The sequence below is a fragment of the Streptomyces sp. SAS_281 genome (assembly GCF_052542855.1).
The window spans coordinates 63066-75720 of the sequence record NZ_JBMNDO010000004.1; the positions used below are offsets into that span (position 1 = coordinate 63066).

Here is a 12655-nt window from a genome sequence, read left to right on the forward strand (position 1 = left end):
GCTACTCACCGGGCTTGATCAGGTACCCCGCCCCGCGCCGGGTGTGGATCATGGGCGTGCGGCCCGCGTCGATCTTCTTGCGCAGGTAGGAGATGTACAGCTCGACCACGTTGGCCTGGCCGCCGAAGTCGTAGTTCCAGACCCGGTCCAGGATCTGCGCCTTGCTGAGCACCCGGCGCGGGTTGCGCATCAGGAACCGCAGCAGCTCGAACTCGGTCGCCGTGAGGTGGATGTTCGTCCCGCCCCGGCTCACCTCGTGGCTGTCCTCGTCCAGCATCAGGTCGCCCACGACGAGCTGCGACTCGCCGCGCGCCGCCGCCGTACCCGACCGCCGGATCAGTCCGCGCAGCCGGGCCACGACCTCCTCCAGGCTGAACGGCTTGGTGACGTAGTCGTCGCCGCCCGCCGTGAGCCCGGCGATCCGGTCCTCCACGGAGTCCCGCGCGGTGAGGAACAGCACCGGCACGTCGGACAGTTCCCGCCGCAGCCTGCCGAGGACGGCGAGCCCGTCCATGTCGGGCAGCATCACGTCGAGAATGACCACGTCGGGCCGGAACGAGCGGGCCGTACGCACGGCGTCCGCCCCGTCCCCCGCGCTGCGCACCTCCCAGCCCTCGTAACGAAGCGCCATCGACAGCAGCTCCGTGAGCGAAGCCTCGTCGTCCACGACCAGCACCCGCACGGGGGTGCGGTCCGGCCTGAGCAGTTCGGTACGCCCCTGGGGCGAGGTCGTCGTCGTCATGACGCCAGCCTGTGAGACCGCTCTGAGAGAGTCCTTTTCCGTTTCTGTGAATTCCCTGAGAAAGCCGCAGCGGGGATCTCAGACGCCGAACAGCGCCTTCGCGTTGTCGTGGCAGACCGCCCGGAGCCAGTCGTCGCCCAGCCCCAGGCGCTCCAGGGCATGCAGTTGGTGGGCGTACGGGTACGGAATGTTCGGAAAGTCCGTCCCCAGCAGGATCCGGTCGCCGAGATCCGCGAGGCGGCCGCGCTCCCCCGGGGGGAACGGGCTGGCGTCCTCGACGAAGTCGGTGAACGCCATCGTCGTGTCCAGCCGGACCTCCGGGTACGTCTCCGCGAGCGTCAGGAACTCCGCGTACTCCGGCATCCCCATGTGCGCCACGATCAACGGCAGCCGGGGATGCCGGGCGAGGACGCGGCCGATGGGTCCGGGGCCGGTGTGCTCGCCGGGGGCCGGGCCCGAGCCGCAGTGCGCCACGACCGGGATGCCCGCCTCCGCGAGCAGACCCCACACCGGGTCGAGCAGGGGGTCGTTCGGGTCGTACGCGCCGACCTGGAGGTGGGCCTTGAAGACCCGGGCCCCCGCCTCCACGGCCTCCCGCACATAGCGCCCGGCGTCCGGTTCGGGGAAGAACGTCGCGGTGTGCAGGCAGTCCGGTGTCCGGGCGGCGAATCCGGCCGCCCAGTCGTTCAGCCAGGCCGCCATCCCCGGCTTGTGCGGGTACAGCATCGACGTGAAGCGGAGCACCCCGAACGAGCGGAGCACAGCGAGCCGTTCCGCCTCCTCGTGCCGGTAGGCGATCGGCCACTCCGTCCCGGTCAGCGGGCCCACCATGTCGAAGTACGCCCACACCTTGCGCAGAACCCGCTCCGGCATGAAATGCGTGTGCACGTCGATGAGTCCGGGCAGTCCGAGCCGCTGCCGGAACCGCACCACGTCGTCGCGATCGTCACCCATACCGCCGACCATCTCAGAACAGCCCCTCCTGCGCCGCACCACCCCCCACCACGACGGTCGGCACACGGGCCCCGGCCGCGCCCGCCCCGGCCGCCGACAACGTCCAGCCGGTCATCAGCCGCGTGTCCACGATGACGAGGCCCTGCGGGCCGGTGTCCAGGTGGAGATCGGGTCCGGCCGCCGCGACGAGCCTCCCCGCCACCGCGCCCCCGTCCACCAGCCCGGCCACCGCGCGGACGGGACCGCCCCCCGTCGCCGCCATGGCCCCCGCCCGCAGCCCGAACACCCCCGCGTGGTCCACCGCCGCGAACGGCAGCCGCTCCAGCGCCTCCGACCGGCCGGCGCCCTCCAGGGCCGCCGCCCTGCCGTACAGCTCCGCGACCTCGGCCGCCCGCTCCACCGGGTCCGGGAGGGACGCCCGCACCTCCCGCTTACGGGCGTACGGAATGCGGTCCGGGACCCCGAGGGCCGCCCGCAGCACCTCCTCGGCCCGGCGCGCCGCCATCAGCGGCCCCCGGCCCAGCCAGCTGAAGACCACCGCGCCCTGCTCCCGCAACCGCGCCGCGCCCCGCTCCTCGGCGGTGATCCCGACCTTCAGCATGCCGGGCCCGAACCACGCGAGGTACACCCGGTACGTGCGGGGGTCGTCCGGGATCGTGTCGGCGGCCACCGAGTGCGCCCGGTCGAGCCGCCCGCACTCCGGGCAGCGCCCGCCCGTGGAGCCCGCCGGGACCACGGCACCCAGCGGGCAGGCATGGCCCCGGGCCCCGGAGCAGCGCCGCTCGCCGGACGCCCGGAAGCCGAACTCCGTTCCGTACGCCAGGACGCTCGCCCGCGTCCGCGCCCCCTTGCGCCAGCCCAGCGCGGGGCCGTCGGAGCCCTCGGGCCAACGGAGGCCGGTGCACTGCCAGTCCATGTCCGCACCTTACGGGCGGGCACTGACAACGGGCCCTAGGATGCCGGGCATGACCCCGACCGTGCAGGACGTGGACCGGTTCGAGGCGGCCAGGCCCCGCCTGGAGGCCATCGCCTACCGCCTCCTGGGCTCGGCGAGCGAGGCCGAGGACGCCGTACAGGACACCTACCTGCGCTGGCAGGCCGCCGACACCGGACGGATCGAGGTCCCCGAGGCGTGGCTGACGAAGGTCCTCACCAACCTCTGCCTCAACCAGCTCACCTCCGCCCGCGCCCGCCGCGAGACGTACGTGGGCGCCTGGCTGCCCGAGCCCCTGCTCGCCGGGGACCCCATGCTCGGCCCCGCCGACACGGTGGAACAGCGCGAGTCGGTCTCGTACGCCGTGCTCACGCTCATGGAGCGGCTGACGCCGGGCGAGCGGGCCGTGTACGTACTGCGCGAGGCGTTCGGCCATCCGCACCGGGAGATCGCGGAGATCCTGGAGCTGAGCGAGGCCGCCGTGCAGCAGGTCTACCACCGGGCGAAGAAGCACATCGCCGACGGCCGGACGCGCACCGAGGTGGACGAGGCCGCCGCCCGCCGGGTCATCGAGGAGTTCCTGCTCGCCGCCGCCGGCGGCCGTACCGAACCGCTCGTGGAGCTGCTGACCGCCGACGCGATCTCCATCGGCGACGGCGGCGGGAAGGTGCCGGCCCGCGCCAAGGCGTTCGAGGGAGCGAAGGCCGTCGCGACGTTCATGCGCGGCCTGCTCAAGCCGGGCAAGGCGAAGACAGCGGTGACCGGCGGTTCCGTGGCACTGCACATGACGTACGCGAACGGCGCCACCGCCGTCCTGGCGGTCGTCGGCGAACGCGTCATCGGCGTCATGAGCGTGGAAGTCACGCCGGAGGGAATCGCCTCGTTCCGCAACCAGGTCAACCCGGACAAGCTGGAACGCGCGACCCGGCAGTGGGCGGCCATGGAACACGGAAAGCCGCTGCTCACGGCCTTCTAAGTACTCAGTGACTCAGGTCACATCACTCTCCTGTCAGGAAAGCGCGGGCCACCCGGTTCAAGGGGCGAGAAACCACCCCGCAGGGGCGGACCCGCGCGAGACAGGAGCAGGCACATGCAGCAGCACCGCATCATCGTCCTCGGAGCCGGATACGCCGGAGCCATCGCGGCGGGCCGCGTCGCCAAGCGGCTGCGCCGCGAGGACGTCACCGTCACCCTCGTCAACGCGGAGCCCGACTTCGTGGAGCGGGTCCGCATGCACCAGCTCGCGGCGGGCCAGGACCTCAGGCCCCGCCCCTTCACCGAGATGTTCGCCGGAACGGGCGTGGAGCTGAAGGTCGGCCGCGTCACCGCCGTGGCCGTCGACCGCAAGGCCGTCACCGTCGAGAGCGCGGACGGCGCGGAGGAGCTGGCGTACGACTCCCTCGTCTACGCCCTCGGCAGCGCCTGGAACACCCAGGGCGTCCCCGGGACCGCCGAGCACGCCCACGAGATCGCGAGCCGCCCCGGCGCGCTCCGGCTGCGCGACCGGCTGGCCGCCCTCGCGCCCGGGCAGTCCGTGCTGATCGTCGGCGGCGGGCTGACCGGCCTCGAGGCGGCCACCGAGTTCGCGGAGGCCCGCCCGGACCTCGACATCGCCCTCGCCGCGCGCGGCGGCCTCGGCGACTGGCTCTCGCCGAAGGGCCGCGCCCACGTCCGCAAGGTCTTCGACCGGCTCGGCATCACCGTCCACGAGAACACCGCCGTCGCGGAGGTCGGCGCCGGTCACGTCACCACGGCCGAGGGCACCTCGTTCCCGGCGGCGGTCACCGTCTGGACGACCGGCTTCGCGGTCCACCCGCTCGCGGTGGCCACCACCCTGGAGACCTCGGAGACCGGGCAGATCGTGGTCGACGCGACCATGCGCTCGGTCTCGCACCCCGATGTGTACGCGATCGGGGACGCGGCCCTCGTCGCCGGCCCCGGCGGCAAGCCGCTCCGGATGTCCTGCGCCTCGGGCGGCCCCACCGCCTGGCAAGCCGCCGACGCCCTCGCGGCCCGCCTCGCCGGCACCAAGATCCCGTCCACCCCGCTGCGCTACTTCAACCAGTGCGTCTCGCTGGGCCGCAAGGACGGCCTCATCCAGTACGTCACCGCCGACGACCGCGCGGTCAAGGCGGCGCTGACGGGCCGCATCGCCGCCGTCTACAAGGAACTCGTCTGCAAGGGCGCCGCCTGGGGCGTGGCCAACCCGACGGTCGGAATGCCGACCCGACGCCGGCCGGTCGCGGTTGCTGCCCCGGTCGCGCCGGTGGCGGCTGCGGAACGGTGAGGGGGACCCGGGCCGCCGCCTCCCTTCCCGCGCCCGTCTGAATTACTCCTCTTCGGCAGCCTCACTTGCAGCCTCCGGTGCAGGTTCAGGCACCACGTTGACCCTCAAGCACCCGTCCACGCCGAACATGTCGATCAGCTGAGAAAGATGGGCACGGGCCGCGCTGCGGCCAAGGCTCTCGTCGGTGCTCATCCGCGCCCTTCCAGCTCAGCCCAGACAACCTTGCCCCAACGGCGCTCGTCCGTGCCCCAGTCGGATGCCAGAGCCGCCACGAGTAACAGGCCCCGCCCACCTTCGTCGCTGTCTCCCACCTGACGTTCGACGGGCAGCGCGCGACTGAAGTCCGTGACGGCCACGCGGACCGCCCGGGGAGCGGTGCGCTCCACGACCACGCGGATGGAGTCCCGGCGGGCGTACCTCACGGAGTTGGCGACGAGTTCGCTCACGATCAGGGCGCAGTCGTCGGCCAACTCCTCCAAGCCCCAACAGGACAGGGCGGTATCGGTGAAACGTCTGGCGGCAGCGGCGCTCTCCGGCTCGCGCGGCATCGTCTGGCTGTACCCGGGAGGCCCGACAGGGCGGGCCTCCGCTGTAGCTTGCGGCATGTCGGTCTGCTCTTTCAGATCGGCCGAGCCCCGGGGCCGGTCGCACGGCCGCCGGGGCACTGTCCGCTCATGTAAGCGACATGCGAGTAGGGGTTACAGGGGCGCAGCGTCCTACTTTCAGGACGCTATGCGCAGACCCCGAGAAACTCGGCCAACGGCCGTAGCCCGGCCGGGTGGTTGGGCAGGGACCAAAGGTCCCGCACGATGGCCACGGCCAAGGTGTGGTGCTGCATCCACGTCGGTGCCACCCGGCGCAGGGATTCCAGAGTCTTTACGGCTCCGGCCGCGTCCCCCGTGTCCGTGTGCGCCCGTGCCACGTCCAGAAGCAGCCACGTCCGCCAGGACGGCGGCGTGTCCTTGCTCAACCGCATCCCCTTGGCCAGAGCCAGGGCATCCTGCGGGTGCCCGTACTGAACGGCCAGCCGAACACGCTCAATCCGCACGGAGGACGGGCTGAAGACGCTGACCATCCGGTTGTCACCACCGTCAGGCAGCTTGGCGACACGCGCGGCCTCCTTCTCCGCCGCCCCCATCATCGCCGCCGCACGCTCGTAGTCCCCACTCCGCGCGGCGGACGTGGCAGCACTCATGGTCAGCGCTCCCCACACCTTCAGCCCGTCCACGGTGTCGAGTCGCCCCGCGCTCACCATCTCGTCAGCGGTACGGAGCGCGATGCCCAACGCGTCTTCCAGACGGCCCTGCCGCTGGTACGTCCACGCCGTGGAGTTGACGATCATCGGCACGAGCAGCGGATCGCCCGACTGTCCGGCCGCCTCTATCGCGCGCTCCAGACTGATGAGAGCGAGATCGGTCTTCCCCATCCGCACGGCGACATGCCCGGCAAGCTGAAGCGCCTTGCCCAGAGCACCGAAGCCGGCCCGTTGCACCTCCCCCTCGGACGAAACGGCGGCTGCTCGCGCATCCGCAATGAGCTCCGGCAGGACCGTCATCACGGCGTCGAACTCGGCGGAGTGGTACTGCGTCCACCCCTCCGCGATCCGCTCACGCAGCCGATCCATCGCGAAGCCGTCCCCGGGCGGCTCCGGGGCCGGCCCCCACAGCGCGGGCATGATGGCGCGACGCACCGCCACGAAGCGCGGCCCGTCGTTCTCCCCCGAGGAGGCGACAGCGGGCGGGTCCCCCAGGAGCGTGGTCAGCTCAACGCCGAGACCGTTCGCGAGCGCGTGCAACGTAGGAAGGCGTGCCGACTTCTTCCGCCCCTGCTCAAGCTGCCTGATCACATCGACGGACACATCCGCCCGCTCGGCCAGCTCTTCCTGCGTCAGAGAAGCCAACCGCCTCAACCGCCGCAGAGTCCGCCCCAGATCATCGTTCGCCACGCGGCCACGGTACGCCCGCGGCTCGGCACGGACAGTAGGACCAGGACGCAGGACCGCCGGACCAAGCAGCGCAAACGAAAGAGGCCCCGGATTCCTCCGGGGCCTCTCATTTGCTGTGCACTCGGCAGGATTCGAACCTGCAACCTTCTGATCCGTAGTCAGATGCTCTATCCGTTAAGCTACGAGTGCTTGTGCTTCCGGGGTTTTTTCTGCCCCGTCGGCGTTGCGAGAACAACATTACATGACCTGCGCCGGGACGCGAAATCCATTGCCCGCACCCCGCCTGAACTGCGCAAACGCCAGGAACGAGCGAAGCCCCGGTCCTGGGGACCGGGGCTTCGGTGTGGTGCGGAGGCGGAGGGATTTGAACCCTCGATGGGGGGTAAGCCCCAAACCGCATTAGCAGTGCGGCGCCATAGACCGGACTAGGCGACGCCTCCAGCGCAACGCCCGCGCGAGCGCGAGTGGTGCGTGCAGATGATGACACAGCTGCACGCCGCGCCACCAATCGCGGCCTACGGTACTAGGCGGGCGGCCACGAGAGCAAAGCGATTGCCGTGCGCAACGCCGGGGCGGGTGGCGCGTTAGGCAGGGCGGGGGCGCCGCCCCCGCAGGTTCTTCCGCCACAGGAGTCCGCAATGATGCGCCGTCTCGCCCTGACCGCTGTCGCCTCCCTCGCCGCACTGTCCGCCGCCGCGCCCGCCGCCACCGCCGCCTCCGGGCCCCTCCCGCTGCCGCTGTCCCTGCCGCTCCTCCAGGACGACGGCGCGGGGACGCGGCTCACCGTGGTCGTCGCCGGGTCGGGGAACCCGGAGGCCGACGGCAGGTACGAGCTGGAGTGCGAGCCGGCCCGGGGGAGCCACCCGGTCGCCGCGCAGGCGTGCGAGCGGCTCGATCAGTTGGACGGGGAGGGGGCGGACCCGTTCGCGCCCGTTCCCCGGGACGCGATGTGTACGCAGCAGTACGGCGGGGAATCCACCGCCCGGGTCACCGGCACCTGGCACGGCCGCCACGTCGACGCCTCGTTCAGGCGGACCAACGGGTGCGAGATCGCCCGGTGGAACGGTCTGCGGCCGGTCCTGCCGAACGTGCGCTGACCGCGCCCGCGGCCCCCTCGGCGGGCCACCGCGGTGCGCGATGCGCCTCGGAGCCGTACAACGTACGCACCAAACCTTGGTGAGAGCTCCCCCTCATCCGCAGTCCCACGCCCCTTCCCTGCCTTTAGACTCCTTCAGTGACAGCTTGAGGCCCGAGGGGCAAGATGGGGCCGCTGTCGGCAAGATGCAGTAATCAGGGAGGAAGCGTCGTCGTGAGCAGCAGGCCATCCCGAGGCGCTGCTCGCCTCGCAGCCATACTCGACGCCCTTCCGGACGGGCTTCTGCTCGTCAACTGCAACGGTACGGTCGTCAACGCCAACACCATCGCCCTCGAAATGTTCGAGTCGCCGGGCACCGCGCTCGTCGGCCGCGGGCTGCTCGATCTGCTGCCGGAGTTCGACTCCAAGCTGATCCCGGGGTCGATGCGACGGCCGGAGGCTGCGGACGAGCGAGGCCGTACCAAGCCGACGCGCATGGTCGCGCGCCGCACCGACGGCCACGAGTACCCCGTCGAGGTGACCAGCGCCAGCCTGGAGGACGGGCAGGCGGCGTACAAGGACGTCCAGGGCTCGTACGGGGGCAGCTACACCGGTGACGAGCTGCTGATGCTCGTCGTGCGCGATCTCTCCGGCACCGTCGACACCGAGGCCGAGCTGGCCCGCTCGCAGCGCCAGACCGAGATGATCCTGCGCGCCGCCGCCGAGGGCGTCGTCGGTACGGACACGGACGGCCGGGTCGTCCTGGTCAACCCCGCCGCCGCGCAGATCCTCGGCTTCCGGGCCAGCGACCTCGGCGGCCAGGAGCTGCACCCGCTGATCCTGCACTCGCGCGCCGAGGGCGAGCCCTTCCCGTACGAGGGGTCCCCCCTCGCCGACACGCTGAAGTCGGGACGCAAGCACCGGGTGCGCGGACAGGTTCTGTGGTCCAAGAGCGGGGAACAGGTCCCGGTCGACCTGACCACCGCCCCCGTCCGTGACGGCGACCAGCTCGTCGGCGCCGTGATGACGTTCACCGACCGCCGCCCCTACGAGGAGCTGGACAAGCGGCGCAAGGACGAGATCGCCGAGCTGACCGCGACCCACACCGCCGCGGTCGCCGAACTCACCGAGCGGCACACCGCCGAGCTCGCCGCCGTCGAGGAGGCCCACGCCTCCGAGCTGGCCGACCGCACCGAGCGTTATGCCTCCGAACTGGAGGAGCAGGCCGAGCGGCTGACCGACCTCACCGCCCGGCACACCCAGCTCACCGCCGTGCTCGGCGAGTCGCTGCGCGGCCCCCTGGAGGAGCTGCGCGGCGAGCTCTCCACGCTCGCCGCCGACCCTGCCGGCCAGCTGTGGCCCGAGGCGAACCAGATCCTGCACCACCTGGCAGCGGGCTACGCGCGCATGACGACGCTCATCGACAACGTGCTGGGCTACCAGCGCCTCGACGCCGGCGCCGAGGCGCTGGTCAAGACGCGGGTGCTGCTCGACGGCGTCGTCACGGCCGGCATCGACGCCGCGGTCGAGCTGATCGGCCCCGGCCGCGCCCAGTTCGCGGTGCACGCCCCGCCGATCGAGGCCGAGGTCGACGCCGGACGCCTGGTGACCGCCCTCGCCCACCTCGTCGCGGACGTCGCCGGCGTCGACTCGACCGGCAAGGCCCGTCTCGTGCCCGGTGGCGGCTACGTCGACTCGACCGTCGTGGTCGCCGCCGCCCAGCGCGGTGACGTCGTACGCATCGAGGTGCGTGGACCGTTCGCCGGGGGAGACCCGGTGCACGTACCCATCGTGAGCGGCATCGTCCGCGCGCACGGCGGTGTGCTCCAGACGCACGAGATGCCGGGCATGAGCGGCAGTGCGTACGTCCTCGAGGTGCCGATCGGCGCGGGTGCGGGGACCGTGGCGCCCCCGGTGCCTCAGGTGGAGGCGGCTCCTCCGGTGGCACCCGCGCCTCTTCCCCTCGAGGAGACCGGTCATGCGGACCCGGCGCCGGTGGTGTCGGAGGCGCCCGAGGCGGGTAAGGGGCGGCGCCGTGCGCGGCGTTCCTCCACCGACGCCTTCCTGGAGAGCCCCATGGGCGGCTCCGACGGCAGCGGCGAGCTGGAAGCGGCCCCCGGGGACACCGGCGCCGCCGCCCCGACCGGGCGCCGACGTGCGCGCCGTGCCGCCCCCGCCGCCGAGGTCGCGGTCCCGAACGAGCTGATCCCCGCCCAGCAGGCCACCGAGGGCTCCGGACGCCGTCGCGGGCGGCCCAGCCCCGCCGAGACGGGTGCGCAGGTGGCCCGGTCCGCCCCGGGGCAGGCCCTCGCGCTGCCCGCGGCCGCTCCGTCGGAGGGGTCCGTGGTGACCGCCGCCGAGGGCGCGCAGGCCGGCCGTCCGCAGCGCGGGCAGACGGTGCCCCCGCAGGGCGTTCCGGCCGGGGCACAGGTCCCGGTCGCGGCCGGCGGGCACCGGGGGAACCCGGGCGACGAGGGCCGCCTCGCCCTTCCCCCCGTCGTGAACGCCGTCGAGTCCACGGCGCCCGCCGCCTTCTCGAACCTCGATGACGCCGGGCGCCCGGCTCCCGGTCCGGTGGCCCCTTCGCCCTCGCCCTCGCCGGGACTGCCCGCGCCGGCGCCGCAGCCGACCGGGCGCCGCCGCCGCGCCCTGGCCGCCGCCCAGGAACGGGCCGCCGCCGCCGAGGCCGGACCGCGCGTCCCCTTCGCCCTCCCGCCCGCAGACGCGGACCGGGTGGCGCCGGGTGCCGGGGAGCCGGACGGGTCCTTGGGCGCGGGGGTCGCGGGTGCGGTCGGGGCGCCGGGGCCTGCCGGCGCGCCTGAGGGCGATGCGTCGGGTTCGTATGACGTCGGCGTGGGTAAGGAGGCGGCCGGCGCGTCCGATTCGCACGGCATCGGCGTGGGTACGGACGAGGCCGCCGCGTCGGGTTCGTACCGCGTCGGCATGGATACGGATGAGGCCGTCTCAGGCGGTTCGCACGGCGCGGGCGTGGGTACACCTCCGGCCGGGCCCGCCGCGTACCGGCCCGGTGCCGGGCTGCCCGGCGCACCGGACGCCGGCCCCGGCGCCCCCGCCGCTGCCGCTGCCCCGGCCGACGCCGTCGGCGCGCCGGAGCACGCCCCCGCGCCGCCGCAGGCGCCGCCCGCCCCAACCGGCCGGCGCCGCGCCCGCCACGGGGACACGGGCCCGCAGGAGGTGCGGCCCGCCCCATTCGCGCTGCCCGCGCCGGTCGCACCGCCCGCACCGGGCGCCGAAACCGCGCCGCCCACCCCCGCCGACCCCAGGCTCGGCACTCCCGGCGTGCCCGTCGCCCAGCCGGAGCGGTCCGCCCCCGCCGACCTGCCAGAACCGCCCGCGCACCCCGGCGGCTGGGGGGACGACGACGCCTCCGGGCAGGGGCCCGCCGCACCCGTCGCCGCGCCGGAGACGCAGAGCACCGGACGTACGACCCACACCACCGGCACCGGCACCCCCGCAGGTCCCCCGGCCCGCCCCCGTACGCTGGCGCCCGCGCCCGACGTGCGGCGGCAGCCGCTGCCCGCCGAGGCACCGATGCCGGGCGGGTCGGACTCGACTCAGGGGCGCGCGTTCAGCGTGCGCACGCTGGGGCAGGGCGTGCCGTTCGCCCAGCACATCGCCCACCAGCAGAACCAGACTCTGGGCGGCGGCGGCAGCAGCGTCGGCCGGCGCCGCAAGCTGGCCGCGCCGCCGGAGCCCGAGCCCGGCCAGGACGAGCGCCCCGCGTCGCCCGCACCTGCCCCCGCGGCCCCGCAGCCCGGGCCTGCAGCGCCCACCGCCGCACCCCCCGCCCCCACCGTGCACGGGCAGGGATCGGGGCAGCTGCTCTCCGCTCCCGCCGCCGAAGGGCGCGCGTACGCCATCGGCGCGCCCGACGAGGGCGCGGCCGAGGGACCCGAGCCGCTGGACGGCCCCGGTGGCGCTGTCGAGGTCGCCAACCGCCCCTCCCCGCAGCCGGTTGACGACGAGCTGCCCCCCGAGCCGCTCGACAACCCGCGCCGGCTGCTCGTCTGGCCCGCACCCGACGTCTCCACGCAGCAGGCGCTGAGCGACCGCGGCTACCGGCCGGTGATCGTGCACTCGCGCGAGGAGGTGGACGCGCAGATCGCGGCCTTCCCCGCCGCGCTCTTCGTGGACCCGCTGACCGGGCCGATCACCCGAAAGGCGCTCCAGTCCCTGCGGCAGGCGGCGGTCGCCGCCGAGGTGCCCGTGCTGGTGACCGCCGGCCTGGGACAGGCGTCACGGGAGGCGGCGTACGGTGCCGACCCTGCCGTACTCCTGAAGGCGCTCGCGCCGCGCGACAGCGAACAGCACCCGCCACGCGTCCTGCTGATCGAGGAGCACCAGGACATCGCGGCCGCGCTGACGGAGACGCTGGAACGGCGGGGCATGCAGGTCGCCTGCGCCGCGACGGACAGCGAGGCCGTCGCGCTGGCGACCCGGATGCGGCCGAACCTGGTGGTGATGGACCTGATGCAGGTACGCCGCCGCCGGGCCGGAATCGTGGACTGGCTGCGCGCCAACGGCCAGCTGAACCGCACCCCGCTGGTCGTCTACACCTCAGCCGACATCGACGAGGCGGAGCTGCCGCGCCTCGGTTCGGGCGAGACCGTGCTGTTCCTGGCGGAGCGCTCCACGAGCGATGAGGTGCAGTCCCGCATCGTCGACCTGCTCGCGAAGATCGGCACGAACTGACCGGC

At 73.5% G+C, this 12655-nt stretch carries 10 protein-coding genes and 2 tRNA genes; 4 read left to right on the forward strand and 8 right to left on the reverse strand.

Features of this window, described 5'->3' with window-relative positions; all coding sequences use genetic code 11:
- Position 1: 1 nt before the first annotated feature.
- The 3 genes from ACN6LM_RS03095 to ACN6LM_RS03105 form a co-directional block, all read right to left on the reverse strand.
- Positions 2-742 carry a response regulator transcription factor gene (locus tag ACN6LM_RS03095; protein ID WP_445063705.1) on the reverse strand — a complete coding sequence of 247 codons (741 nt, stop codon included), beginning with the start codon at positions 740-742 and terminating at the stop codon, positions 2-4.
- A gap of 78 nt (positions 743-820) precedes the next feature.
- Complete coding sequence (locus tag ACN6LM_RS03100; protein ID WP_445063706.1) at positions 821-1696, reverse strand: amidohydrolase family protein; 876 nt, start codon at positions 1694-1696, stop codon at positions 821-823.
- Positions 1697-1709: 13 nt separating this feature from the next.
- On the reverse strand, positions 1710-2612 hold the full coding sequence (locus tag ACN6LM_RS03105) for a DUF2797 domain-containing protein (protein ID WP_445063707.1): 903 nt from the start codon (positions 2610-2612) through the stop codon (positions 1710-1712).
- 49 nt (positions 2613-2661) lie between these two features.
- Between ACN6LM_RS03105 and sigJ the strand changes: the two genes are divergently transcribed.
- Both sigJ and ACN6LM_RS03115 read left to right on the forward strand, forming a co-directional pair.
- Positions 2662-3606, forward strand: a complete 945-nt coding sequence (gene sigJ, locus ACN6LM_RS03110; protein WP_445063708.1) for an RNA polymerase sigma factor SigJ — start codon at positions 2662-2664, stop codon at positions 3604-3606.
- Positions 3607-3720: 114 nt separating this feature from the next.
- Positions 3721-4917 (forward strand): NAD(P)/FAD-dependent oxidoreductase, encoded by a 1197-nt coding sequence (locus ACN6LM_RS03115; RefSeq protein WP_445063709.1) that lies wholly within the window; start codon positions 3721-3723, stop codon positions 4915-4917.
- Between the two features lie 42 nt (positions 4918-4959).
- Here the strand turns inward: ACN6LM_RS03115 and ACN6LM_RS03120 are convergent, their stop codons facing one another.
- The 5 genes from ACN6LM_RS03120 to ACN6LM_RS03140 all read right to left on the reverse strand — a co-directional run bounded on the left by ACN6LM_RS03120 (position 4960) and on the right by ACN6LM_RS03140 (position 7302).
- Positions 4960-5109: a hypothetical protein gene (locus tag ACN6LM_RS03120; RefSeq protein WP_161212536.1), complete on the reverse strand. Its 150-nt coding sequence runs from the start codon at positions 5107-5109 to the stop codon at positions 4960-4962.
- Positions 5106-5522, reverse strand: coding sequence for an ATP-binding protein (locus ACN6LM_RS03125; protein WP_445063710.1), 417 nt, complete (start codon positions 5520-5522; stop codon positions 5106-5108). The genes ACN6LM_RS03120 and ACN6LM_RS03125 overlap by 4 nt, the downstream gene beginning before the upstream one ends.
- Before the next feature lie 125 nt (positions 5523-5647).
- Positions 5648-6862 (reverse strand): helix-turn-helix domain-containing protein, encoded by a 1215-nt coding sequence (locus tag ACN6LM_RS03130; RefSeq protein ID WP_445063711.1) that lies wholly within the window; start codon positions 6860-6862, stop codon positions 5648-5650.
- Positions 6863-6978: 116 nt separating this feature from the next.
- Positions 6979-7051: transfer RNA gene (locus tag ACN6LM_RS03135), tRNA-Arg, on the reverse strand.
- 160 nt (positions 7052-7211) lie between these two features.
- Positions 7212-7302, reverse strand: a tRNA-Ser gene (locus ACN6LM_RS03140).
- Between the two features lie 198 nt (positions 7303-7500).
- Between ACN6LM_RS03140 and ACN6LM_RS03145 the strand changes: the two genes are divergently transcribed.
- Both ACN6LM_RS03145 and ACN6LM_RS03150 read left to right on the forward strand, forming a co-directional pair.
- On the forward strand, positions 7501-7959 hold the full coding sequence (locus tag ACN6LM_RS03145) for an SSI family serine proteinase inhibitor (RefSeq protein WP_445063712.1): 459 nt from the start codon (positions 7501-7503) through the stop codon (positions 7957-7959).
- 212 nt (positions 7960-8171) lie between these two features.
- Positions 8172-12650, forward strand: a complete 4479-nt coding sequence (locus ACN6LM_RS03150) for a PAS domain-containing protein (protein WP_445063713.1) — start codon at positions 8172-8174, stop codon at positions 12648-12650.
- Positions 12651-12655 lie beyond the last annotated feature (5 nt).